26 protein-coding genes are annotated in these 22045 nt (G+C 65.4%); 18 read left to right on the forward strand and 8 right to left on the reverse strand.

Annotated elements, in window-relative coordinates; genetic code table 11:
* Positions 1-12: 12 nt before the first annotated feature.
* A complete protein-coding gene (locus FXB38_RS06090) occupies positions 13-1206 on the reverse strand; it encodes an alpha-D-ribose 1-methylphosphonate 5-triphosphate diphosphatase (RefSeq protein ID WP_246229701.1) in 1194 nt (397 codons plus the stop codon).
* On the reverse strand, positions 1203-1859 hold the full coding sequence (locus tag FXB38_RS06095; protein WP_148749859.1) for a transferase hexapeptide repeat family protein: 657 nt from the start codon (positions 1857-1859) through the stop codon (positions 1203-1205). Before FXB38_RS06095 ends, FXB38_RS06090 begins: the two co-directional genes overlap by 4 nt.
* A gap of 174 nt (positions 1860-2033) precedes the next feature.
* Between FXB38_RS06095 and phnC the strand changes: the two genes are divergently transcribed.
* The 4 genes from phnC to phnE (FXB38_RS06115) all read left to right on the forward strand — a co-directional run bounded on the left by phnC (position 2034) and on the right by phnE (FXB38_RS06115) (position 5648).
* Positions 2034-2843, forward strand: coding sequence for a phosphonate ABC transporter ATP-binding protein (gene phnC, locus FXB38_RS06100; protein WP_148749860.1), 810 nt, complete (start codon positions 2034-2036; stop codon positions 2841-2843).
* Positions 2844-2909: 66 nt separating this feature from the next.
* The gene (phnD, locus tag FXB38_RS06105; RefSeq protein ID WP_148749861.1) at positions 2910-3845 is read left to right on the forward strand and encodes a phosphonate ABC transporter substrate-binding protein; all 936 of its coding nucleotides are present in this window, start codon (positions 2910-2912) and stop codon (positions 3843-3845) included.
* Positions 3846-3918: 73 nt separating this feature from the next.
* Positions 3919-4803, forward strand: coding sequence for a phosphonate ABC transporter, permease protein PhnE (phnE, locus tag FXB38_RS06110; RefSeq protein WP_148749862.1), 885 nt, complete (start codon positions 3919-3921; stop codon positions 4801-4803).
* Positions 4800-5648: a phosphonate ABC transporter, permease protein PhnE gene (gene phnE, locus FXB38_RS06115; RefSeq protein ID WP_148749863.1), complete on the forward strand. Its 849-nt coding sequence runs from the start codon at positions 4800-4802 to the stop codon at positions 5646-5648. The genes phnE (FXB38_RS06110) and phnE (FXB38_RS06115) overlap by 4 nt, the downstream gene beginning before the upstream one ends.
* Before the next feature lie 128 nt (positions 5649-5776).
* On the opposite strand, the gene phnF is transcribed toward phnE (FXB38_RS06115), so the two are convergent.
* The gene (gene phnF / locus FXB38_RS06125) at positions 5777-6505 is read right to left on the reverse strand and encodes a phosphonate metabolism transcriptional regulator PhnF (RefSeq protein WP_148749864.1); all 729 of its coding nucleotides are present in this window, start codon (positions 6503-6505) and stop codon (positions 5777-5779) included.
* 120 nt (positions 6506-6625) lie between these two features.
* On the opposite strand from phnF, the gene phnG reads away from it, so the two are divergent.
* The 9 genes from phnG to FXB38_RS06170 are packed head-to-tail and all read left to right on the forward strand — an operon-like array spanning position 6626 to position 13627.
* The gene (phnG, locus tag FXB38_RS06130) at positions 6626-7090 is read left to right on the forward strand and encodes a phosphonate C-P lyase system protein PhnG (RefSeq protein ID WP_148749865.1); all 465 of its coding nucleotides are present in this window, start codon (positions 6626-6628) and stop codon (positions 7088-7090) included.
* A gap of 4 nt (positions 7091-7094) precedes the next feature.
* A complete protein-coding gene (gene phnH, locus FXB38_RS06135; protein WP_187434692.1) occupies positions 7095-7703 on the forward strand; it encodes a phosphonate C-P lyase system protein PhnH in 609 nt (202 codons plus the stop codon).
* 3 nt (positions 7704-7706) lie between these two features.
* Positions 7707-8822: a carbon-phosphorus lyase complex subunit gene (locus FXB38_RS06140; RefSeq protein WP_148749867.1), complete on the forward strand. Its 1116-nt coding sequence runs from the start codon at positions 7707-7709 to the stop codon at positions 8820-8822.
* Complete coding sequence (locus tag FXB38_RS06145; protein ID WP_148749868.1) at positions 8819-9715, forward strand: alpha-D-ribose 1-methylphosphonate 5-phosphate C-P-lyase PhnJ; 897 nt, start codon at positions 8819-8821, stop codon at positions 9713-9715. The genes FXB38_RS06140 and FXB38_RS06145 overlap by 4 nt, the downstream gene beginning before the upstream one ends.
* The gene (gene phnK / locus FXB38_RS06150; protein ID WP_148749869.1) at positions 9708-10505 is read left to right on the forward strand and encodes a phosphonate C-P lyase system protein PhnK; all 798 of its coding nucleotides are present in this window, start codon (positions 9708-9710) and stop codon (positions 10503-10505) included. The genes FXB38_RS06145 and phnK overlap by 8 nt, the downstream gene beginning before the upstream one ends.
* A 22-nt stretch (positions 10506-10527) precedes the next feature.
* Positions 10528-11226 (forward strand): phosphonate C-P lyase system protein PhnL, encoded by a 699-nt coding sequence (phnL, locus tag FXB38_RS06155; protein WP_148749870.1) that lies wholly within the window; start codon positions 10528-10530, stop codon positions 11224-11226.
* 12 nt (positions 11227-11238) lie between these two features.
* The gene (locus FXB38_RS06160; RefSeq protein WP_148749871.1) at positions 11239-12396 is read left to right on the forward strand and encodes an alpha-D-ribose 1-methylphosphonate 5-triphosphate diphosphatase; all 1158 of its coding nucleotides are present in this window, start codon (positions 11239-11241) and stop codon (positions 12394-12396) included.
* Positions 12393-12989 carry a phosphonate metabolism protein/1,5-bisphosphokinase (PRPP-forming) PhnN gene (gene phnN, locus FXB38_RS06165; RefSeq protein WP_148749872.1) on the forward strand — a complete coding sequence of 199 codons (597 nt, stop codon included), beginning with the start codon at positions 12393-12395 and terminating at the stop codon, positions 12987-12989. The genes FXB38_RS06160 and phnN overlap by 4 nt, the downstream gene beginning before the upstream one ends.
* 26 nt (positions 12990-13015) lie before the next feature.
* Positions 13016-13627, forward strand: a complete 612-nt coding sequence (locus FXB38_RS06170) for a pyridoxamine 5'-phosphate oxidase family protein (protein WP_148749873.1) — start codon at positions 13016-13018, stop codon at positions 13625-13627.
* 53 nt (positions 13628-13680) lie between these two features.
* Here the strand turns inward: FXB38_RS06170 and FXB38_RS06175 are convergent, their stop codons facing one another.
* Entirely contained in the window at positions 13681-14412 is a 732-nt protein-coding gene (locus FXB38_RS06175) for an SDR family NAD(P)-dependent oxidoreductase (RefSeq protein WP_148749874.1), read from the reverse strand.
* A 398-nt stretch (positions 14413-14810) separates the two neighbouring features.
* Here FXB38_RS06175 and FXB38_RS06185 point away from each other — a divergent pair, with 398 nt between their 5' ends.
* Positions 14811-15038, forward strand: coding sequence for a hypothetical protein (locus FXB38_RS06185; protein ID WP_148749875.1), 228 nt, complete (start codon positions 14811-14813; stop codon positions 15036-15038).
* 1 nt (position 15039) lies between these two features.
* Here the strand turns inward: FXB38_RS06185 and FXB38_RS06190 are convergent, their stop codons facing one another.
* The 4 genes from FXB38_RS06190 to FXB38_RS06205 all read right to left on the reverse strand — a co-directional run bounded on the left by FXB38_RS06190 (position 15040) and on the right by FXB38_RS06205 (position 18598).
* Positions 15040-15543: a DUF6496 domain-containing protein gene (locus FXB38_RS06190; protein WP_148749876.1), complete on the reverse strand. Its 504-nt coding sequence runs from the start codon at positions 15541-15543 to the stop codon at positions 15040-15042.
* Positions 15544-15611: 68 nt separating this feature from the next.
* Positions 15612-16394, reverse strand: a complete 783-nt coding sequence (locus FXB38_RS06195) for an alpha/beta fold hydrolase (protein ID WP_148749877.1) — start codon at positions 16392-16394, stop codon at positions 15612-15614.
* Positions 16395-16398: 4 nt separating this feature from the next.
* The gene (locus FXB38_RS06200) at positions 16399-17694 is read right to left on the reverse strand and encodes an O-acetylhomoserine aminocarboxypropyltransferase (RefSeq protein WP_148749878.1); all 1296 of its coding nucleotides are present in this window, start codon (positions 17692-17694) and stop codon (positions 16399-16401) included.
* A gap of 97 nt (positions 17695-17791) precedes the next feature.
* Positions 17792-18598, reverse strand: coding sequence for an IclR family transcriptional regulator (locus FXB38_RS06205; protein WP_187434705.1), 807 nt, complete (start codon positions 18596-18598; stop codon positions 17792-17794).
* Positions 18599-18727: 129 nt separating this feature from the next.
* On the opposite strand from FXB38_RS06205, the gene FXB38_RS06210 reads away from it, so the two are divergent.
* From FXB38_RS06210 to hpaH, 4 genes are read left to right on the forward strand one after another with little or no spacing between them, the layout of a single operon-like run.
* Positions 18728-19693: a Bug family tripartite tricarboxylate transporter substrate binding protein gene (locus tag FXB38_RS06210; protein WP_148749880.1), complete on the forward strand. Its 966-nt coding sequence runs from the start codon at positions 18728-18730 to the stop codon at positions 19691-19693.
* Between the two features lie 3 nt (positions 19694-19696).
* Entirely contained in the window at positions 19697-20314 is a 618-nt protein-coding gene (locus FXB38_RS06215) for a flavin reductase family protein (protein WP_148749881.1), read from the forward strand.
* 49 nt (positions 20315-20363) lie between these two features.
* The gene (locus tag FXB38_RS06220) at positions 20364-21224 is read left to right on the forward strand and encodes a fumarylacetoacetate hydrolase family protein (protein ID WP_148749882.1); all 861 of its coding nucleotides are present in this window, start codon (positions 20364-20366) and stop codon (positions 21222-21224) included.
* A gap of 3 nt (positions 21225-21227) precedes the next feature.
* On the forward strand, positions 21228-22031 hold the full coding sequence (gene hpaH, locus FXB38_RS06225; RefSeq protein ID WP_148749883.1) for a 2-oxo-hept-4-ene-1,7-dioate hydratase: 804 nt from the start codon (positions 21228-21230) through the stop codon (positions 22029-22031).
* Positions 22032-22045 lie beyond the last annotated feature (14 nt).

Genomic DNA, 22045 nt, shown 5'->3' on the forward strand with positions numbered 1-22045 from the left:
AGCATAACCAATTTATGCCGCGACGACAGTTTCGCGCGGCGTCACCACCGGGCCGAGCAGCCGCGTCGCATCGGTGAGATGAACGAGCCGGCCTGCGGCGATCACCGCGACCAGCCGCGGCCGCAGCAGCGCGCTATCGTCGACCAGCAGGATGTCGGCGCGATGGCCCGCGGCGAGCGTGCCGCGATCGGTCAGGCCCGTGGATTGCGCCGGTGCCGACGAGATCAGCTTCCAGGCCTCCGTCAGCGGCAGCACGCCGTCTGAAGCCAGCCGGAATGCGGCGAGCAGCGGCGCCGGATAGTAATAGTCGGATGCCAGCACCGAGCAGAGCCCCTTCGCGATCATGTCCGAGGCCTTGGTCCAGCCAGTGTGGCTGCCGCCACGCACCACGTTCGGCGCGCCGTAGACGATGGCGTCGCCATGATCTGCGGCCTCGCGCGCCGTCTCCTCGTTGATCGGAAATTCGGCGAGCGTCACGCCGAGGCTACGAAAGCCCCTGCGCATCGCCGGGGTCGCATCGTCGTGCGAGAGCATCCGCACCTCGGCGCTGCGTGCCGCCGCAGCGAGCCGGGCGATCGAAGCCGGAACATCGGCAGCGCGCGAGACAATATGCGCAACGAGCTTGTCGAACGCCTCGCTCGACAGGCCGGTGCGCTCTACCATGCGGTTGCGCTTGCGTGGATTGGAGATGTCGGCGACGACCCCGTCCATGTGGTCGTTGAAGGCGAACAGGTCGACGCGACCCTCGGCGAGCCACTGGCCGATCTCGGCCTGGGCATCGAGATTGTAGGTCTCGTGCCGCAGGTGGAAGCGGGTGTCGGCAGCGAACTGCGGGCGCTGTCGCTCGATCGCCTCGAGCAGACGTCTTGCATTGTCGCCGCTGCGCAGGCCCGGCTCCCACGACCAGGTGGTGGCGTGGAACACCGTGGTGATGCCGTTGCTGATGGCCTGGCGATCGGTGTCGGCCAGCGCGACGTCGATCGGGAAATCGACGCCGGCGCGCGGCATCATCTGCCGCTCGAAGGCGTCGCCGTGCAGATCGACGATGCCGGGCAGCACCAGCAGGTTGCGCGCATCGATCGCCAGCCGCGCGCGGCCGCGAGATGCATCGATCTGCGCGATGTCGGATCCCGATACTGCAAGGGAGGTTTCGGCGAGCTCGGAGCCGATCAGGGTCCGGCCACCCTCGATGAAAATGTTTGTCACGCGACTGCGCTTCGTTTGCTGGAAGAGGAACTTGCCCCTGCTTCGTATGTCGTCAGGAAATCTTCAATCGCGAGCTTGCGGAAATCGGGCAGCGCTTCACGCAATTTGTCGTGATCCCAGTCCCACCATGCCAGTTTTGCAAGCCGTCCGGCAACCTCTTCGGAGAACCGCCGCCGCACGATCCGCGCCGGATTGCCGGCGACGATGGTATAGGCCGGCACGTCCTTGGTGACGATGGCGCCGGCCGCGATCACCGCGCCGGTGCCGATATTGCGGCCGGGCAGCACGACCGCGCCATGGCCGATCCAGACGTCATGGCCGATATGGACGTGATGCTGGCGCCGCCAGTCGAAGAAATCGGTGTCGTCGCTCTCGCCCGGGAAGTAGGCGCTGGAGCGGTAGGTGAAGTGCGCCTGCGTGGCGCGATGCATCGGATGATTGCCCGGATTGATCCGCGTCATCGCCGCGATCGAGCAGAATTTTCCGATGGTTGCGTAGGTGATCTGCGCGTCGTTGACGACGTAGGAATAGTCGCCCATCGCCACTTCATGCAGGATCGTGCGCGCCCCCACCTCGGTATAGGCGCCGAGCCGGGTCTCATGCAGCTGCGCCGAAGGATCGATAGTCGGTTGGACCGAAAGCACCTTGGCCATGCTGCATCCGAGAATTCGAGGGCGGGCGCTCGTCATCAAGCGGCTTGATGACAAGACAATGACGATGCGATGACAGGGGATGAGGTGTGTAGCAACGCCGCACCGCACCGCGCGTGTCACACAAGTGTCAAGCGTCGGCGATAGCGGTGGGTCCCAGCTACTCTGGAGCCCTGCATGCTGGTGGTTGAAGGTCTGACGTGCCGCTTCGGCGCAAAAGCCGCGGTGGACGACGCCTCGTTTCAAATCTCGCCCGGCGGCTTCGTCGGTGTGATCGGGCGTTCCGGCGCCGGCAAGTCGACCTTGCTGCGGACCATCAATCGGCTCGCGACGCCGACGCAGGGGCGTATCGTGTTCGACAGCCTCGACGTCACCGCGCTGCGCGGCAAGGAGCTGCGGCAGTGGCGGGCGCGCTCGGCGATGATTTTTCAGCAGTTCAATCTGGTCGGCCGGCTCGACGTGCTGACCAATGTGCTGATGGGCCGTCTCGCAAAGATGCCGGCTTGGCGCTCGTTGTCGCAGACCTGGCCGGAGCAGGACAAAGCGCTGGCGATGTCGGCGCTGGAGCAGTTCGACATCGCTTCGCTCGCCGCGCAGCGCGCCGACCAGCTCTCCGGCGGCCAGCAGCAGCGCGTGGCGATTGCCCGTGCACTGGTGCAGCAGCCCGACATCATCCTCGCCGACGAGCCGATCGCATCGCTCGATCCGCGCAACACCAAGATCGTCATGGATGCGCTGCTGCGCATCAACAAGCATTTCGGCATCACGGTGCTCTGCAATCTGCATTCGCTCGATCTGGCGCGCAGCTATTGCGACCGCCTGATCGGCATGGCTCAGGGGCGCGTGGTGTTCGACGGCGCGCCGGCTGAGTTGACCGATCACGTTGCCCGCGAACTCTACGATCTCGAGGCCGCCGATGTCATGGGCGGCACACCTGCGCCGGCGCCCGAGGGCGTCCCGGCACTCGGAACGGCGGCCGCCGCCTGAGCCGCACTTGCGTCCGTCATTGCCAGTTTTTGCGTCAACAGAACCCAACTGATGATAGAGGGTACCATGATCACTCGCAGACTCGTTCTTGCCGGCGCCGCCGCGCTCGTGTTCACGACTTCAGCCTCCGCAGAGGACTGGAAGGCCAAATATCCCGAACTGACCTTCGCGGTCATTCCGGCGGAGAACGCCTCGGGCGTGACTGAGCGCTGGGCGCCGTTCATGAGCTATCTCTCCAAGGAACTGGGCGTGAAGGTCACGCTGCGCATCGCCAACGACTATGCCGCCGTTATCGAAGGCCAGCGCGCCGGCAACATCCACATCGCGAGCTACGGCTCGGCCTCGTTCGCCCGCGCCCGCCTGACAGGCGTCAAGACCGACGCCTTCGCCAACGACATCAACTCCGACGGCTCGACCGGCTATTACTCGGTGTTCTTCGTCAAGACGACCAGCCCCTACAAGAAGGTTGACGACCTCAAGGGCAAGAACCTGGGCCTCGTCGACCCGAACTCGACCTCCGGCAACAACGTGCCGCGCTTCGAGCTCGACAAGATGGGCATCCCCGACGCCGACACTTATTTCAGCAAGGTCGTCTTCACCGGCAGCCATGAGAACGCGATCCTGGCGCTGGCGCAGGGCACGGTGGATGTCGCCGCCAACCAGTGGACCAGCGACGACGATTCGACGCTGGCGCAGATGCTGACCAAGGGCATGCTGAAGAATGCCGACGGTTCGCCGATGAAGAAGGACGATTTCCGCATCATCCACAAATCTGCGCCGATCATCAACGGCCCCTATGCTTATAACTCCGACCTGCCGGAAGAGGCCAAGGCGGCGATCGCCAAGGCGTTCTTCGACGCGCCGGTCAAGGACAAGGCAGCCTTCGATCGCCTCCAGGACGGCCAGAAGAAGGGTTTTCATCCCGCCACCACCAAGGACTGGGATGGCACGATCGAGCTGATCAAGTTCGTCGATGCACTGCGTAAGAAGAAGGCGTCCTGAGTTTCGGGGCGATGCACTGGAGCCGGGTCGATGGACCCGGCTCATTCTCTTTTGACGGACCAGTCTCTATCCGATGACCGTCGCCGTTTCGATCCTCCCCGAGCAGCAGCTTGCTGCGCTGAACGCCGCCTATAACAAGGCGGTCTTGCGCAAGCGGCTCCGTCTCCTGTTGGGAGCCGCGATTTTTGCCGCGGCGCTGCTTCTCGCTGCGATCGGCGCGGAAGTGAATCTGCGGACCCTGTTCACTTACTTCGGCAACTTCCTCAGCTATTTCGATCGCATCCTTACGCTCGATAGCGGCCAGCGGGTCTGGACCGATGTCGGCGAATGGCTGTGGGGCTGGCGCAAATGGCTGAAGATGCTGGGTGAGACGCTGCTGATCAGCTATGTCGGCACATTGATCGGCGCCATCTTCGCTTTTGCCCTGAACTTCTTTGCGGCCGAAAACACCTCGCCCCGGCCATGGCTTCGCTTCGTGGTGCGGCGCCTGCTCGAGTTCGCCCGCACCGTCCCGGGCATCGTGTTCGCGCTGATCTTCGTCATCGCCTTCGGCCTCGGGCCGATGGCGGGCGTGCTCGCGATCGCGATCCACTCCACCGGCGCTTTGGGAAAACTGTTCTCGGAAATCGTCGAAAATGCTGACATGAAGCCGGTCGAGGGTATCCGCTCGACAGGTGCGAGCTGGCTCTCCTGCATACGGTTTGCGATTCTGCCGCAGGTGACCGCTGGCTATGCCAGCTACGCGCTGCTGCGTTTCGAGGTCAACGTCCGCGAAGCGTCCGTCATGGGCTTTGTCGGCGCCGGCGGTATCGGGCAGGAGCTCGTCGTCGCCATCCGCAAGTTCTATTATTCGGACGTCAGCGCGATCCTGCTGCTCATCATCGTCACGGTCTTCATGATCGACATCTCGACCGGCTGGTTGCGCGGCCGCCTGTTCGGCAAGGAGGCGCGGACGTGACAGGGCCGCAGGAGGTCGACACCGCGCAGATTCGCGCGCGCTACCCTGATGTGTTCGAGCGTCCGGCCGCGGCACGGCTTGCGACGCCGGCCATGATCGTCGCGGCACTCGGCATCTTCGTTTATGGCCTGATTGATCTCGATTTCTCGCCGTCGCGGCTCTTCAGCGGCCTCAGCCAGCTCGGCTGGATCAGCATGATGATGATCCCGCCCGATCCCGGCTCGTCGCTGCCGATCTATCTGAAGGCGATGGGCGAGACGTTGTCGATCGCGCTACTCGGCACCACGCTGGCCGCGCTGCTCGCGCTTCCGGTCAGCTTATTTGCTGCACGCAATGTCGTGCCGTCGATCATCCTGCGCTTTCCCGTGCGCCGTTTCCTCGATTCGATCCGAGGCGTCGACACGCTGATCTGGGCGCTGGTATGGATCAACGTGGTCGGGCTCGGCCCGTTCGCCGGCGTGCTGGCGATCGCCGTGTCGGATTTCGGTGCGTTCGGCAAACTGTTCTCCGAGGCGATCGAAGGCGCCGATCAGAAGCAGGTCGAGGGCATCCGCTCCTCCGGCGGCAGCGCGCTGCACGAGATCCGCTTCGGCCTGTTGCCGCAGGTGCTGCCCGTGATCGCGGGCCAGGTGCTCTATTTCATCGAATCCAACACCCGCTCGGCCACCATCATCGGCATCGTCGGCGCCGGCGGCATCGGCCTCCAGCTCGCCGAGCAGATCCGTGTGCTGGAATGGCAGAAGGTGTCGTTCCTGATCCTGATGATTCTGGTCGCGGTCGCCGCGATCGATTTCATCTCGGGCAAGCTCCGGTTTGCGATCATTGGACGTAGGGCTGTGGCCTGATCGCCGATCTCGTAGGGTGGGCAAAGCGAAGCGTGCCCACCAACTTTAAATCTTGGAAAGATGGTGGGCACGGCGCAAGTGCGCCTTTGCCCACCCTACGAGTTCGGATCTGGGGCGAGGGAGAAGAGTTACGGCTCGACCAAGAACTCCACCCGCTCCGCCGCAAACCGCGAGTGCTTGGTCACCAGCGGCTTGCCCTCGAGGTCGAGGTCGGTGGCATCGACCACCAGGATCGGCCGGCCCAGCGGGAGATCAAGCCGCGCGGCGTCGGTGGCGTCGACGATGCCGGCGGTGATCCGGGTCGCGCCGCGGCGATAATCGCGGATCCCGTAATGCTCGAGCATTTTCGTCATCGAGCGCGTCGCGGCAAACACCGTGCCCGCGCCCGGAAAGTGTTCCGCAGACAGCCAGGTGGTGGAGACGCAGATCGGCGCGCGATCGGCGAGCCGGATGGCCTCGATTCGGACCAGCGGTGCGCCGGTCTTCAATCCCAGCTCCCGCGCCAGCTCGCGGGTTGCGACATCTTCCGACGTCTCGATCATCCGGCCATGCGGCTCGCGGCCGCCGGCGCCGACGATCTCGGAGAAGCGCGTGCGCGAGCGCAGCGGATAAGCGAGCTTCTGCGCTTCGACATAGGTTCCGCTGCCGCGCTCGGCGCGCACGATGCCGCGCTCGGCAAGTGCCGCCAGCGCGCGCCGCACAGTGTGGCGATTGACGCGGTAGGTTTCGGCGATCTCCATCTCGCCCGGCAATCTGTCGCCTGCGGCAAAACGGCCGTCGGCGATGCCGCGCTCGATGCCGTCGGCAACGAGGCGCCATAGCGCGACGCCCGAAGAGGCGGTGTCCTGCATGCTCATGTCGGTGGCCAGCCTAGCTCGAAAATCACACCTTTGTCACGAAACAGTCATGGCGCTCTCGTATCAAGTTGTCTAGTATCATAGACAACTTGGATTCGGCAAGTTCTGTAGAAGAGATCGGTGGATTCGGTGACCCAGCACAACACCCAGCAAGCCCAGCGCCAGGCCGCCATGGCCGTGCTGGCGCACGCGGAGGCGGGCGAGATCGCCGCCCGCCTCCGCACGATCCCCTTGCCTGGCCACCAGGATTTGCGCGCGCCCGAAAACGGCCTGGTGATGTTGCGCGGCCGGGTCGGCGGCGACGGCGCGCCGTTCAACCTCGGCGAGGCGACGGTGTCGCGCGCCGCGGTGCGGCTTGCGGGCGGTGAGGTCGGCTTCGGCTACACGCTCGGGCGCGACGGTGAGAAGGCGCGGCTGATCGCTCTGTGCGATGCGCTGGTGCAGTCCCGGGATTTTGCTGCAGCCGTCGAGCGCGACGTTATCGCGCCGTTGCGCGAGCAGCTTATGGTCAGGCGCAAGCAGGCGGCGGAAGAGACCGCTGCGACGAAGGTTGATTTCTACACCATGGTGCGCGGTGAGGGGTGAGGCCATGACCACGATTGCGGAACTGCCGCCCGGTTTCGTCGACAAGGTGTTGTCGGCGCAATCGACCTTTCGTTCGGTCATGGATGCGATGGCGCGGCCGGGTTCGGTCCAGCGCATCGTGCCGATGGCGGGAACGCCTGATACGATGATGCGCGGCACCGCCGCGATTGCGCTGACGCTGTTTGACCACGACACGCCGCTCTGGCTTGATGCGCGGATGTCGGAAAGCTCCGACGTCCTGAAATGGCTCAAGTTCCACACCGGCGCGCCCGTGGTGCCGGACTCCTCGATCGCGGCCTTTGCGCTGATCGGTGACGGCGGTGCGCTGCCCTCGCTCGAGCGTTTTGCGCTCGGCACCAACGAATATCCGGATCGTTCGACCACACTGATCATTCAGGTCGACAGCCTGGACGCAGGCCGCAGCTTCGAGCTGCGTGGCCCCGGCATCGACGGTGTCGCAACGCTCCTGGCTTCGATCAAGCCGTTCGACCTGTTTGAACGCCTGCGTTTCAACGAGACGCTGTTTCCGCGCGGCATCGACGTGGTTCTGGTCGCCGATGATGCCGTGGTGGCGATCCCGCGCAGCACGCGTGTCATGAGCAAAGGAGGCTGACGCATGTATGTCGCAGTCAAAGGCGGCGAACGCGCCATCGAGAACGCCCATCGCCTGCTCGCCAATGCGCGGCGCGGCGACCAAAGCGTCGCGGAAGTCTCGCTTGACCAGATCTCGGAACAGCTTGGGTTGGCCGTCGACCGCGTCATGAGCGAAGGTTCGCTCTATGACCGCGAGCTCGCAGCGCTGGCGATCAAGCAGGCCCGCGGCGACCTGATCGAGGCGATCTTCCTGGTTCGCGCCTTCCGCGCCACCTTGCCGCGCTTCGGTGCGAGCGAGCCGGTCGACACCGGCGCCATGCGGGTGCAGCGGCGGGTATCCTCGACCTTCAAGGACATTCCGGGCGGCCAGATCCTCGGGCCCACCTTCGACTACACCCATCGCCTGCTCGATCCGTCGCTGGCCCAAGGCTTTGTGCCGGAAGCGCCGGCTGTTGGCGAAGCCTCGACCGCGCCGACGCCGCGCGTGACTGACATTCTGGGTCGCGACGGACTGATCGAGACCTCGCCGCAGGCCGAAGATGGCGCCAGCGTCGGCGACCTCACCCGCGAGCCGCTGAACTTTCCTGCGGACCGTGACTTGCGCCTGCAGAATCTCGCACGCGGCGACGAAGGCTTTCTGCTGGCGATGGGCTACTCCACCCAGCGTGGCTACGGCCGCAACCATCCCTTCGCCGGCGAGATCCGCTTCGGCGAGGTCGAGGTGGAGTTCGCTGCCGAAGACGTCGGCTTTGCCGTGCCGCTGGGCTCGATCGAGCTGACCGAGTGCCAGATGGTCAACCAGTTCAAGGGCTCGGCGACGGAAGCGCCGTGCTTCACCCGCGGCTACGGCCTCGCCTTCGGCCAGAGCGAGCGCAAGACCATGTCGATGGCGCTGGTCGACCGCGCGCTGCGCGCCCGCGAGCTCGGTGAGGAGGTCGGAGCCCCGGCGCAAGATGAAGAATTCGTGTTGTCGCATTCCGACAACGTCCAGGCCACCGGCTTCGTCGAGCATCTGAAGCTGCCGCATTATGTCGACTTCCAGTCCGAGCTCGGCCTGCTGCGCAAGCTGCGCAAGGAGTTTGCCGAAGCCTCTGCCGAGGCCAATGCGCCCGATGCCATGAAGGAGGCCGCGGAATGAACGCGCCCGCCTACAATTTCGCCTATCTCGACGAGCAGACCAAGCGGATGATCCGCCGCGCGATCCTCAAGGCGATCGCGATCCCCGGCTATCAGGTGCCGTTCGCCAGCCGCGAGATGCCGATGCCTTATGGCTGGGGCACCGGCGGCGTGCAGGTGACCGCCGCGATCCTGGGACCGCAGGACGTGCTGAAGGTGATCGACCAGGGCTCCGACGACACCACCAACGCGATCTCGATCCGCAAATTCTTCGCCAAGACTGCCGGCGTCGCCACGACGACCTCGACGGACGAGGCGACCGTGATCCAGACCCGTCACCGCATCCCGGAGACGTCGTTGCACGCGAACCAGGTGCTGGTCTATCAGGTGCCGATCCCGGAGCCGCTGCGCTTCCTCGAGCCGCGCGAGACCGAGACGCGGCGCATGCACGCGCTCGCCGAATACGGCCTGATGCATGTGAAGCTCTACGAGGACATCGCCCGTTTCGGCCATATCGCGACGGCCTACGCCTATCCGGTCAAGGTGAATGCGCGCTATGTGATGGATCCGTCGCCGACGCCGAAATTCGACAATCCCAAGATGGACAATTGCCCGGCGCTGCAACTGTTCGGTGCCGGCCGCGAGAAGCGCATCTATGCGATCCCGCCTTATACCCAGGTGGTGTCGCTCGACTTCGAGGATCATCCGTTCGAGCCGTATCGTTTCAACGCGCCCTGCGCGCTGTGCGCGGCCGAGAATTCCTATCTCGACGAGATCGTCACCGACGACCAGGGCAGCCGCATGTTTGTCTGCTCCGACACCGACTATTGCGAGGGACGTCAGGCCGCCGGCCATCACGGTGCCCTAAGTGCTGCGCCCTACAAGGACAAGGCGCAGGAGGCCTCCAATGGCTGACCAGGATCTGCTCGAAACCGATCAGCCGCTGCTGGTTGCGGAGAGCCTCAGCAAATCCTACGGCCGCATCGCCGCGTGCCGTGACGTATCGTTCTCGCTCTATCCCGGCGAGGTGCTGGCGATCGTCGGCGAGTCAGGCTCCGGCAAGTCGACGCTGTTGCAGCTGCTGTCGGGCCAGCTCGCGGCGAGCGGCGGGCAGGTGTCGTACCGGATGCGCGACGGCGTCACCCGCGATCTCGCCGCGCTTGGCGAGGCCGAGCGGCGCCTGCTGTTCCGCACCGATTGGGGCTTTGTGCATCAGGATCCGGCGCAGGGCCTGCGCATGGCGGTCTCCGCCGGTGCCAATGTCGGTGAGCGGCTGATGGCGGTGGGCTGGAACCATTACGGCCGCATTCGCGAGTCCGCCTCTGACTGGCTGACGCGGGTCGAGATCGACGTCGCGCGTATCGATGATGCGCCGCGCACCTATTCGGGCGGTATGCGCCAGCGCCTCCAGATCGCGCGTAACCTCGTCACCGGTCCGCGGCTGGTATTCATGGACGAGCCGACCGGCGGGCTTGATGTTTCAGTCCAGGCCCGCCTGCTCGATCTCCTGCGCAATCTCGTCGCCGAACTGCATCTCGCCGTCGTCATCGTCACCCACGATCTCGCGGTCGCACGCCTTCTGTCGCATCGCGTGATGGTGATGAAGGGCGGCCGCGTCATCGAGACCGGCCTCACCGATCAGGTGCTGGACGATCCGCGTGAGCCCTACAGCCAGCTCCTCGTCTCCTCGATTTTGCCGCCATAAGCCTTCCAACAAGAGTCTTCCGATGACCGCCATGATCGACATCGCCGACGCCAACAAGACCTTCACGATGCACCTACAGGGCGGCATCGAACTGCCTGTCGTGCGCGGCGTGACCTTCCACGTCGATCCCGGTGAGTGCGTCGTGCTGTCCGGTCCGTCCGGTGCCGGCAAATCCTCCATCCTGAAGATGATCTTCGGCAATTACCGTTGCGATTCCGGCCGCATCGGCATCCGCCATCGCGGCGAGGTGATTGATCTCGCCACCGCCGAGCCGCGGCAGGTCCTCAACGTCCGCCGCGCGACCATCGGCTATGTCAGCCAGTTCCTGCGTGCGGTGCCGCGGGTCGCCACCATCGACGTGGTCGCCGAGCCCTTGATCGTCAACGGCATGACGCGCGCTGATGCGCAAGCGCGCGCCGGCGAGCTGCTGCATCGTCTCAATATCCCCGAGCGGCTCTGGCAGCTTCCGCCCGCGACCTTCTCCGGTGGCGAGCAGCAGCGCGTCAACATCGCACGCGGCTTCATCTCGGAGCTGCCGATCCTGCTGCTGGACGAGCCGACCGCCTCGCTCGATGCCGCCAACCGCGCCGTCGTGGTCGCGCTGGTTGCCGAGAAGAAGCGCCAGGGCGTCGCCATGGTCGCGATTGTGCATGACGACGAAATCCGCCATCTGATTGCCGACCGCATCGTCGACGTCACCAGCTTTGCCGCCGCGGCCTGAAGGAAGAGGGACATGAACGCCAAGCCGAAGGAACTCGTGATCGCCAACGCCAGGATCGTGCTGGCGGACCGGGTGATCGAACAGGGCTGGCTTGCTCTTTCGGACGGACGCATTGCCGAGATCGGCGAGGGCAGGGCCCCCGCGGGCGCGGAGGATGCCGGCGGCGATCTGATCATGCCTGGCCTGATCGAGCTCCACACCGACCATCTCGAAGCCCATTACGTGCCGCGCCCAAAAGTGTTCTGGAATCCGGTCGCGGCTGTCATCTCCTATGACGGCCAGCTCGCGACGTCAGGCATCACCACGGTGTTCGATTCGCTCCGCGTCTGGCGCGAGGACGGCGCCGAGGAGGTCGATGGTCGTGCCGGCGTGCTTGCCGCCGCAATCACGACCGCGCGTGATTCGAGCCTGCTGCGCGCCGACCACTTCCTGCATCTGCGCTGCGAAATCCCGATGCCGAGCGTGGTCGTGGAAGCCAGGGAGCTGATCGACCGTCCCGACGTCAAGCTGATGTCGCTGATGGACCACACACCCGGCCAACGCCAGTTCCGCGACGAGGTCAAGCTGCGCGACTATTATCGCGGCAAGGGCGGCGGCAAGACCGATGCCGAGCTCGACGAGCTGTTCGCGAAGCGCTTCGAGTATCAGAAGACCTATGCCGCGACCAACATGCGCGAGATCGTGGCGCTGGCGCACGCGTACAAGATTCCGTTGGCGAGCCATGACGACACCACCGAGGAGAACGTCGCCGACGCCGTGCGCGACGGTGTTGCGGTGGCGGAGTTTCCGACCACGATCGAGGCCGCGCGCGGCCTGCATCAGGCCGGCATCGACATCCTGATGGGGGCGCCCAACGTCGTGCGCGGCGGCTCGCATTCGGGCAACATCGCCGCGGTGGATCTCGCCCGCGAAGGGCTGCTCGACATCCTGTCGTCGGACTACATTCCCTCGAGCCTTCTGATGGGCGCGTTGCAACTGCCCGAGCATGCGCCGTCGATCGGCCTGCCGGCGGCCATTCGCACCGTGACCAAGGCGCCCGCCGACGCCGTCGGCCTCACCGATCGCGGCGAGATCGCAATCGGCAAGCGCGCCGATCTGATCCGCGTCCATGTCGCGGGCAGCGTTCCCGTGGTTCGCAGCGTCTGGCGCGAAGGCGGCCGTGTCGCATGAGCGAGACCGGCACGACGGCGAAGGACGCGGCGGGCGCGATTGGACCGGGGCGGCTGGTGCTCGTGGTCGGCCCGAGCGGCGCCGGCAAGGACACGCTGCTGCGGCTGGCGCAGGCAGCGTGTGTCGATGATCACGACATCGTCTTCCCGCGCCGCATCGTGACACGCGAGTCCTCCGCCGACGAGGATAACATGGCGATGAGTCCCGACGAATTTCGCGGTGCCCGCGAGCACGGCGATTTCGCGGTGCATTGGGACGCGCATGGGCATTCCTACGCCCTGCCGCTGGAGATCAACGACGACATCCGCGCGGGGCGCGCCGTCGTCGCCAACGTCTCGCGCACGGTCATTGGCACGCTGCGCCAGGTCTATGCCAACGTCGTCGTGGTCGCGATCACGGCGCCGCCGGACGTGCTGGCGCAGCGCCTTGCCGCCCGGGCACGGCACAGCGACGGCAATCTCGCTGAGCGGCTTGCGCGCGGCGTCGACGACGCCTCCGCCAATGCCGATGTCACTATTCTCAACGCCGGCAGCGCCGACTATCACGGCCGCCAGCTCGTGCGCGTCATCAGGAATGAGTGCTGGCGCGAGTAATCGTCGGCAGAGCAGGAGAGAGTGGAATGACGGTGATCAGGACGGTCGAGGAACTCGAAGCCATCTACGGCGCCACCAATGATGCCTCGACCGTGAAAGTCGCCGACCACGTCACGCCGCTTTATCGCATCTTCATCGAGAAGGCGCCGTTCGCCGCGCTCGCCACGATCGGGCCCGAGGGCATCGACTGCTCGCCGCGCGGCGACCTTCCGGGCTTCGTCCGCATCCATGATCCCAGGACGCTGATGCTGCCGGATCGGCGCGGCAACAACCGGGTCGATTCCCTGCGCAACATCGTGCGCGATCCCAGGGTGTCGCTGATGTTCCTGATCCCCGGCTCCGGCAACGCGGTCCGCGCCAACGGTCGCGCCCATCTCTCGATCGATCCGGACTTGCTCGTTTCGTTCAAGGTCGAGGGCAAGGCGCCGCGCAGCGTCATGGTGATGAATGTGGAAGAGATCTACTTCCAGTGCGCCCGTGCCATCGTTCGCTCCGACCTCTGGAATCCCGACAAGCGCATCGACCCGAAGACGCTGCCGACGCCCGGCCAGATCCTCGCCGAGATGAGCCAGAACAAGGTCGGCGGAGCCGAGTATGATCGCATCTGGCCGGAGCGCGCCGCCGCGACAATGTGGTGAGTGCTTTCTTCCCCTCTCCCCCTGTGGGAGAGGGAGGCCGCAATCACCGAGTTTCAGTTAAACGCCATCCCGCCACTCAGCGCGATCGTCTGCCCGGTCATGTAGGCGTTGTCGACCAGCAGCATCACGGCCTTCGCCACCTCATCCGCCGTGCCGAAGCGGCCGAGCGGGATGCGGCTGATGAGTTGCGGCTGGCCGCTCATCATGTCGGTCTCGATCAGCGACGGCGCTACCGCATTCACGGTGATGCCCTCCTTCACCAGCCGCGCCGCGTAACCGCGCGTGAGGCCCTCCATGCCGGCCTTGGAGGCGTTGTAGTGCGGGCCGATCGAGCCAGCGCCGCGCGCGGCACCCGAGGAGACGTTGACGATGCGGCCCCACTTTCGCGCGCGCATCGACGGCAGCACGGCCTGTGTGCACAGGAAGACCGATTTCAGGTTGACCAGGATGGTGCGATCGAAATCGTCCTCGGTGAGATCGTCGACGCCGCGCGTGATGGCGATGCCGGCATTGTTGACGAGAATATCGATCGGCCCGAGCCCGGCTCCGGCGCGCGCGACGATGTTGGCAACGGCCTCGCGCTGCGAGACGTCGGCGGCAACGACGATGGCACGGCCGCCATGTTGGCCGATCTCGCCTGCGAGCTGCTCGGCCTGTCCGATCTGCTCGCGGCAATTGATTGCCACGGCTGCGCCGGCCTCGGCCAGCGCGCGGCAGACGGCAGCGCCGATCCCGCGCGAGCCGCCGGTGACGAGCGCTACGCGCCCCTTCAGATCGTGCGCCATATCAGGATCTCCCCATGATTGCGTTAGCCGAAGTTTACCACGCCTGGCCGTGCGGGCGCGTTGAACTCATCGCGAGATGAATCCGCCTGTCAGCGCTTGTAGCGGGAGGAGCACCCCAGCGCTCCGCTGCCAAATATGGACAGCCATTTCATTGACCAATCGCGCCAATCGCTCGATATTCGAAGCATTGAAACTGCTCCTCGAGCTTGATGCCGCGATATGAGAACCGATCACCAGCGTAATCCTGACGACATGCACGCGTGCATGACGCGGCGCTGTTTCTCCGCGGCTACCAGCGCCTGTTGTTGTTGCTGACCTTCTCCTGGCAACGCCACACACCGCAAATCCCAAGGCAAATTTCAAGTCCGGAACGCCGAGATTTCGGCGAGCGAGCAGTCATGTCCCAAGCCCAGTTTCAAGCCCAGTTTCAGGCCCGGTCCAACGCCTACATCATCGAAATCCACGATCGCGCCGCTGGCATCATCACAAGAGATGAGCGCGGCTTCCGCTTCTTCTCCTCCGAGCGCCTGTTCGACAGTCTCGAAGGCCGTCAGTTCCGCTCGGCACGCGAGGCCGAGCGCGCCGCGCGTGCCGTGTTCTCGGAGCGGAGCCGGCGCGCGAGCTAGATCAACTCCGGCGGCGGGCCCTGGTGCGTGCCGCCTTCTTTGCCGCGGTGGAGCGGACCTTGGCACCTTTGGTGTGGCTCGCCTTCCGTGCAGCGGCCGAGCGTGACGCAGCGGTTCGCCGGCTCGCGGCGCGCTTGCCCTGCTTCGACAGCGCACTCCGCGATGCGGTCGAGCGCGGCTCCTTCTTCAGGACGCCTTCGACGGCCCGCGAGACGCGCGGACGGCGCTTCGGGGTGCGTTTGCCCTGACCGGCCTCATAGGCGTATTTGGCGCTGCGGCGCGTCGCCTTCTTGACGCGTCCTTTGCGCGGCGGCGGCAGATCGACGCCGGCGCGGCGCGCCTCGGACAGGCCGATGGCGATGGCCTGGCGCGCCGAGCGGGCGCCATGCTTGCCTTTCCTGATCTTGTCGATCTCGTCCTTGACGAATTCACCGGCCTGCGTGCTGGCGGATTTGCCGGCGCGCTTGTCCCGCTTGGCTTTACGAATGACTTCCTGTCTTGGCATGGGTCGAGTTCCCTCTTGCAATCGCAAAGGTGTCCAACCGCAACGCGCGACGCGGAAGATTGATCCTATCAGCCCCTCAACGCCGCGAGCAATTCATCGGGCCGCTCGGCCATGATCATGTGGCCCGCGCCCGGCACCACGATTGTTTTCGCATGCGGGATCGCGGCGGCGAGCGCCTTGCCGGCCTTCGCCGGCGTCATCATGTCCCGCTCGCCGAGGATGAGGGTAGCAGGCACCTTCACGCTCGCCGCCGCAGCAAGCGCATTCGCGTAGGCATTGCAAGCCGACAAATCCTTGAACAGCACGCCCGGCTCGCAAGCTTGAAGCACCGCCTGCGCGCCGCCATGCATCCACAGGCCCGGCGCGAGACTGCCGCCGAGCTCGGCGTTGAAGCCGAGGCCCCAGATCGAGACCATGTCGAGCGCGTCCTGCTCGTTGGCTTCGGCCGCTTTCAGCAGATCCGGGCCGACCGTCATCGTCGCGGCCGTGCCGATCAGGCTCAGCGCCGAGACCTTGGCCGGGTGCCGTGCCGCGGTCTCCAGCGAGATCAACGATCCCATGGAATGGCCGATCAGGTGCGCCTTCGCTGCGCCCGCCGCACCGAGCAACGCCGCCGTCCAGTCGGCCATGTCAGCGATACTTGTGAGTGACGGCCCGGCCGAGCGGCCGTGGCCGGGCAAGTCCGGAGCGAGAACGCCAAACCCGTGATGGGCGAACCAGCGCGTGTGCAGCGCCCAGGTCGAATGATCGAAGCCGGCGCCGTGGATGAAGGCGACCGTGGGCAGCGCCTTGTCGAATTCGCGGCCGCCGGTTGCGGCAAACACCTCGGCGCCGTTGACGGAGAGCTTCATCGTGTCAAACCTTCTGCGAGATGCGCAGCGCCTGCGCGAGATCGTCGATGATGTCGCTGGCGGCCTCAATGCCGACCGACAGCCGCACCAGCTCCTCGCCGATGCCGGCAGCCCTAAGCTGCTCGGCGTCCATCTGCTGATGCGTGGTCGAGGCCGGGTGGATCACCAGCGTCTTGGCGTCGCCGACATTGGCGAGATGGCTGATCATGCGCAGCTGTTCGATGAACTTGCGGCCCGCAGGCCGGCCGCCCTTGATGCCGAAGGAGACGATCGAGCCCGCCCCGCGCGGCAGCAGCGTCTTCGCGAGCTGGTAGTCGGGATGGTCCTCCAGCGAGGGATGCAGCACCCAGTCCACGGCCTTGTTGGACTTCAGCGCCTCCAGCACGAGATGCGTGTTCTGGATGTGGCGATCCATGCGCACGCCCAGCGTCTCGACGCCTTGTAAAAGCTGGAACGCGTTGGTCGGCGACAGGCAGGCGCCGAAATCGCGCAAGCCTTCGGTGCGCGCCCGCATGATGAAGGCCGCCGTGCCGAACTGCTCGTCGAAAACGATGCCGTGATAGCCGCCATAGGGCTCGGTCAGCACGCCGAACTTGCCCGACGCGCGCCAGTCGAAGCGGCCGCCATCGACGATGGCGCCGCCGATGGCGATGCCGTGACCGCCGATCCATTTGGTCGCCGACTGCATCACGATGTCGGCGCCGAGCTCGATCGGCCGGCTGAGATAGGGCGTCGCAAAGGTGTTGTCGATCAGCAGCGGAATCTTTGCCTCATGCGCAATCGCGGCGACCTTCGGGATATCCAGCACCTCAAGTCCGGGATTGCCGATGGTCTCGCCGATCACGAGCTTCGTGTTCGGCTTGATCGCCTTCCGGAACGCATCATGATCGCGCGGCTTCACGAAAGTCGTGGTGATGCCGAAGCGCGGCAGCGTGTGCGCCAGCAGATTGATGGTGCCGCCATAGAGCGAGCTCGACGCCACGATGTGGTCGCCTGCGTTGAGCAGCGTTGCAATCGCGAGATGCAGCGCGGCCATGCCGCTCGCGGTGCAGATCGCGCCAACGCCGCCCTCCAGCGCCGCGAGCCGCTCCTCCAGCACGCCGGTGGTGGGGTTTGAGATGCGCGTATAGATGTGGCCGGCGCGCTCCAGATTGAACAGCGCCGCCGCGTGATCGGAATCCTGGAACACATAGGACGTGGTCTGGTAGATCGGCACTGCGCGGGCGCCGGTCGCGGGATCCGGATGCTGGCCCGCGTGCAGGCTCAGGGTCTCGAAGGCAGGCGGTTTTGGCGCGGGCATGCGTGGCCTCGTTGGTCGATCGGCGATGGCGGCCGTTGTGCCACAAAAACGCGCGCCACGTCAGCCCATTGACAGTCTCGCGCGGGCTCGCGCAGCGCTATGCACTCGAACGAATGGCCTGCTCGATGCTCCGCGCCTCGCGCAACAAAATCTCCGCAACCTCCTGCTCGCGGCGGGGGCCGAGCCTCGTCCGAACGGCGGATACGGTCATCGCCGCCGCAGGGCGCCCGTCCGGGGTCTTGATCCAGGTGGAGATCGATGTCGTGCCCTGCACGAGACCGATCTCCCTCATGCCAAATCCGCGCCGCCGCGCCGCGGTGACCTGGCCGAGCACGGTTGCGGCGTCGGTCCGATAGGCATCGAACCGCTTCTCGTTCGCTGTGACGATTTTTCGCGCATCCTGCGCCGGCAGCGCGGCGAGAATGGCGACGCCGGCGCTGGAGACGCCGAGCGGGCGGCGCGCGCCGACCTCGATCGACAGCACCTGGATCGGATAGGCGCCGATCCTGCGATCGACGCACAGCGTGTCGTTGCCGGTGCGCACCGTCAGGAACAGCGTGTCGCCGATTTCGGCGGAGGCGCGTCGCAGCGAAGGACCTGCGGCCACCAGCAGGGGCGAGGGCCGGGGGCGCGCGAGCGCCAGCTCCGGCACCTGGTTGCCGATCGCGTAGCGGCCGGTTCTGTCGTGCCGCTCGACGATGCCTTCCTCGATCAGCACGTGAACGATGCGGTGCACGGTCGGGCGTGTGAGGCCGGTGGCCTGCACGACCTCGGCCAATGGCACACCGTCTTCGCGGCCTGCGGCAAGAATACGCAGCACCGACAATGCGCGACGGATCGCTTGCGCACCCTGTCGCGGTTCCAGCGCGCTGCGCGCGGATCTTGAGGAATGGGCTTTGTCCATATTGTGGACAAGAACGCCACAATTCACTCGACAGGTAAAGCGCTCATCTGGAGATTGCGCGGCGATCAAGCGCCGTGCACAACGGCGAAGCGTTCGAATTGAGTTTGGAAGCGCCGCCGGGAGGTTAACATGAAATTAATCGCGATTGCCATGGTCGTCGTCACTGCGATGCTGGCGGGGCCCGCGTCGGCCCAGCAATGGCCGGCGCGCAGCGTCAAGCTGATCGTGCCGTATCCCGCCGGCGGCAATGTCGACAGCGCCGCGCGCATCATCGCCGACAAGCTCCAGGAAAAGCTCGGCCAGCCCTTCATCATCGAGAACAAGGCCGGTGCCGGCGGCATGATCGCGGGCGAGGCCTTCGCGAAATCGGCGCCCGACGGCTACACGCTGTTCGTTGGCGCCAATGGCCCGGTGCTGTTCGCGACTGAGATCAACAAGCGCGACGCCTATCATTGGAAGAAGGACTTCCTGCCGATCTCGACCATCTCGATGACGCCGCTGGTGCTCGAGGTCCATCCGTCGGTGCAGGCCACAACCTTCAAGGAATTCATCGAGCTGGCCAAGCGCGAGCCCGGCAAGCTGACCATGGCCTCGCCCGGTCCTGGCACCACCAACCACCTGCTCAGCGAGCTGATGCAGACGAGCCTCGAGCTGCAATGGGTCACCGCGCATTACCGCGGCAACGCGCCGGCCATCAACGATTTGCTTGGTGGCCAGGTGCAGTTCGCCTTCGACCAGCTCACGGTCAGCCTCCAGCACATCAAGGCCGGCCTGTTCCGTGCGCTTGCCGTCACCAGCCCGCATCGCCTGAAGTCGCTGCCCGACGTGCCGACCTTCGCCGAGCTCGGCTACAAGGACTTTGATGGCCAGACGTTTACGGGCCTGTTCGCGCCCGCAGGCACGCCGGCGCCGATCGTGGACAAGCTGCACGAGACGCTGGTTGCGATCCTGAAAGATCCGGGCGTAGTCGATAAGTTCGACAATCTCGGCGGCGAAGCCGTCGCGATGACGCCCGACGAGTTCAGGGCATATCTCGAGCGCGAGGACGCCAAATGGATTCCGGTCGTCAGCAAGGCCAACATCAAGGCTGACTGAGCGATGCGGATCGACCCCACCGAGCTCGGCGCGGAGCGCATCTACCGGCTGATGACCGGCATCGTGGTGCCGCGCCCAATCGCCTGGGTGACGAGCCTGTCGCGGAGCGGCGTGCTCAACCTCGCGCCGTTCAGCGCCTTCACCTTTGTCTCGCAGAAGCCGCCGATGCTCGCCATCAGCGTCGGCCGCAAGGGCGCTGATTACAAGGACACCGCGCACAATATCCTCGACACCGAGGAATATGTCATCCACATCGCCGACACGCCGCTGATGAATGCGGTGCACGACAGCTCCATCGAGCATCCGCCTGAAATCAGCGAGGTCGAGCAGCTCGGGCTGGAGACGCTTGACTGCGAGCGCATCAAGGTACGAAGGCTCGCCGCTGCGCCGGTTGCGATGGAATGCCGCTTTCGCCAGTGCCTCGAATTCGGCGAGGCGCGCAGCCGGCTGATCGTGGGCGAGGTCGTGATGTTCCACATCCGCGACGGCCTCGTGACCAACGGCAAGGTCGAGACCGCGGCACTCGATCCGATCGCCCGCATCGGCGGGCCCCGTTATGCCCGCCTCGGCGAGATCGTGACGCTGAACACCGTGTTCCAGACGCCCAAATCGAAGGACTGAACGTGCGGACGCCTGGCGTACGCCGCCTGAAGACCATTGGAGAACGACGATGCGACTGTTGAGCTATCTGGTGGACGGAGAGCCGCGCTACGGCGCGGCGATTGATGGCGGCGTGGTCGATCTGACCACGCGGATCGGCCGCGATTTCTCCGACCTCAAGGCGCTGATCGCGGCCAACGCGCTGGCCGAGGCGCAGGATGTGGTGGCCGGCCAGAAGCCCGACTATATGCTTGAGAAGCTCACGCTGCTGCCGCCGGTGCTGTCGCCCGAAAAGCTCTGGTGCATCGGCGTCAATTACGCCGAACGCAATGCCGAATATAAAGACAGTTCGGACCTGCCCAAATATCCGAGCCTGTTCGTTCGCAGCATGTCGTCGATGACGGGCTCCGGCCAGCCGCTGGAGAAGCCGCACGTCTCGGATCAGCTCGACTACGAAGGCGAGCTCGTCATCGTGATCGGCCAGGGCGGCCGTCATATCCAGCGCGAAAAAGCCTTCGCGCACATCTTCGGCATGACGCTCTGCAACGAAGGCACGATCCGCGACTGGCTGCGCCACGGCAAGTTCAACGTCACGCAGGGCAAGAACTTTGACCGCTCCGGCAGCATCGGCCCGTGGATCGTCACCGCGGACGAGCTCGACCCGCGCGGGCCGCATGACATCGTCACGCGCGTCAACGGCGAGGTGCGGCAGCAGGACACGACCGAGCGGCTGATGTTCCCGTTCGATGTCCTGATCTCCTATCTCTCGACCTTTGCGACCCTGAAGCCCGGCGACATGATCGTGACGGGCACGCCGACGGGCGCGGGTGCCCGCTTCGATCCGCCGCGCTGGCTGAAGGTTGGCGACGTCGTCGAGGTCGAGTCCAGCCGCATCGGCGTGCTCAGGAACACCGTGGCCGCGGAGCAGTAAGTGATGCTTGATACCGTCACGATCGAGCGCCTTGCTGCGCGCCTCGATGAGGCCGAGCGCAGCAAGGCGCTGATTCCGATGTTCTCAAAGGACTATCCTGGCTTCAGCATCGAGGACGCCTACGCGGTCCAGCGCGCCTGGACAAAACTTCAGCTCGGCCGCGGCCGGGTCATCAAGGGCCACAAGATCGGCCTGACCTCGAAGGCGATGCAGAACGCGGTCGGCATTTCCGAGCCCGATTACGGCGTGCTATTTGCCGACATGTTCTATGCAGATGCCACGCCGGTTCCGTTCGATCACTTTCACGCACCTCGGATCGAGGTCGAGCTCGCCTTCGTGCTGAAGGCGCCGCTGCGCGGTCCGGATTGCACCATCTTCGACGTGCTCAACGCTACCGATTACGTCACGCCCGCGCTCGAAATCCTGGAGACGCGCATGCATCGCGTCGATCCCGAGACCGGCAAGGCGCGCAAGGTCGTCGACACCATCTCGGACAACGCCGCCAATGCCGCGCTGGTGCTCGGCGGCCGGCCGTTCCGCCCGCTAGACGCGGATTTGCGCTGGATCGGCGCGCTCTTGTTCCGCAACGGCGAGGTCGAGGAGACCGGCCTTGCCGCCGGCGTGCTCAACCATCCCGCCAACGGCATCGCCTGGCTCGCCAATCGCCTGGCACCGCATGACGAGCATCTCGCCGCCGGCGAGGTGGTGCTGGCGGGATCGTTCACGCGTCCGGTCGATATCCGCCGCGGTGATACCTTTCATGCCGACTATGGCGCCTTCGGCTCCGTGTCGTGCCAGTTCGTCTGAACCAATAAAAAAGG

The sequence above is a fragment of the Bradyrhizobium cytisi genome (assembly GCF_008123515.1).
Lineage (GTDB): Bacteria > Pseudomonadota > Alphaproteobacteria > Rhizobiales > Xanthobacteraceae > Bradyrhizobium > Bradyrhizobium cytisi.

Excerpts from the sequence above, each read along its gene's own strand:
- phnC (WP_148749860.1), top strand. The coding sequence starts at position 2,034 with ATGCTGGTGGTTGAAGGTCTGACGTGCCGCTTCGGCGCAAAAGCCGCG.
- phnD (WP_148749861.1), top strand. The coding sequence starts at position 2,910 with ATGATCACTCGCAGACTCGTTCTTGCCGGCGCCGCCGCGCTCGTGTTC.
- FXB38_RS06205 (WP_187434705.1), bottom strand. The coding sequence starts at position 18,598 with ATGGACAAAGCCCATTCCTCAAGATCCGCGCGCAGCGCGCTGGAACCG.
- phnL (WP_148749870.1), top strand. The coding sequence starts at position 10,528 with ATGACCGCCATGATCGACATCGCCGACGCCAACAAGACCTTCACGATG.
- FXB38_RS06185 (WP_148749875.1), top strand. The coding sequence starts at position 14,811 with ATGTCCCAAGCCCAGTTTCAAGCCCAGTTTCAGGCCCGGTCCAACGCC.
- phnH (WP_187434692.1), top strand. The coding sequence starts at position 7,095 with ATGACCACGATTGCGGAACTGCCGCCCGGTTTCGTCGACAAGGTGTTG.
- FXB38_RS06215 (WP_148749881.1), top strand. The coding sequence starts at position 19,697 with ATGCGGATCGACCCCACCGAGCTCGGCGCGGAGCGCATCTACCGGCTG.
- FXB38_RS06195 (WP_148749877.1), bottom strand. The coding sequence starts at position 16,394 with ATGAAGCTCTCCGTCAACGGCGCCGAGGTGTTTGCCGCAACCGGCGGC.
- hpaH (WP_148749883.1), top strand. The coding sequence starts at position 21,228 with ATGCTTGATACCGTCACGATCGAGCGCCTTGCTGCGCGCCTCGATGAG.
- phnN (WP_148749872.1), top strand. The coding sequence starts at position 12,393 with ATGAGCGAGACCGGCACGACGGCGAAGGACGCGGCGGGCGCGATTGGA.
- FXB38_RS06190 (WP_148749876.1), bottom strand. The coding sequence starts at position 15,543 with ATGCCAAGACAGGAAGTCATTCGTAAAGCCAAGCGGGACAAGCGCGCC.
- FXB38_RS06200 (WP_148749878.1), bottom strand. The coding sequence starts at position 17,694 with ATGCCCGCGCCAAAACCGCCTGCCTTCGAGACCCTGAGCCTGCACGCG.
- phnF (WP_148749864.1), bottom strand. The coding sequence starts at position 6,505 with ATGAGCATGCAGGACACCGCCTCTTCGGGCGTCGCGCTATGGCGCCTC.
- FXB38_RS06175 (WP_148749874.1), bottom strand. The coding sequence starts at position 14,412 with ATGGCGCACGATCTGAAGGGGCGCGTAGCGCTCGTCACCGGCGGCTCG.
- phnK (WP_148749869.1), top strand. The coding sequence starts at position 9,708 with ATGGCTGACCAGGATCTGCTCGAAACCGATCAGCCGCTGCTGGTTGCG.
- FXB38_RS06160 (WP_148749871.1), top strand. The coding sequence starts at position 11,239 with ATGAACGCCAAGCCGAAGGAACTCGTGATCGCCAACGCCAGGATCGTG.
- phnE (WP_148749862.1), top strand. The coding sequence starts at position 3,919 with ATGACCGTCGCCGTTTCGATCCTCCCCGAGCAGCAGCTTGCTGCGCTG.
- FXB38_RS06170 (WP_148749873.1), top strand. The coding sequence starts at position 13,016 with ATGACGGTGATCAGGACGGTCGAGGAACTCGAAGCCATCTACGGCGCC.
- FXB38_RS06140 (WP_148749867.1), top strand. The coding sequence starts at position 7,707 with ATGTATGTCGCAGTCAAAGGCGGCGAACGCGCCATCGAGAACGCCCAT.
- FXB38_RS06095 (WP_148749859.1), bottom strand. The coding sequence starts at position 1,859 with ATGGCCAAGGTGCTTTCGGTCCAACCGACTATCGATCCTTCGGCGCAG.
- FXB38_RS06220 (WP_148749882.1), top strand. The coding sequence starts at position 20,364 with ATGCGACTGTTGAGCTATCTGGTGGACGGAGAGCCGCGCTACGGCGCG.
- FXB38_RS06210 (WP_148749880.1), top strand. The coding sequence starts at position 18,728 with ATGAAATTAATCGCGATTGCCATGGTCGTCGTCACTGCGATGCTGGCG.
- FXB38_RS06145 (WP_148749868.1), top strand. The coding sequence starts at position 8,819 with ATGAACGCGCCCGCCTACAATTTCGCCTATCTCGACGAGCAGACCAAG.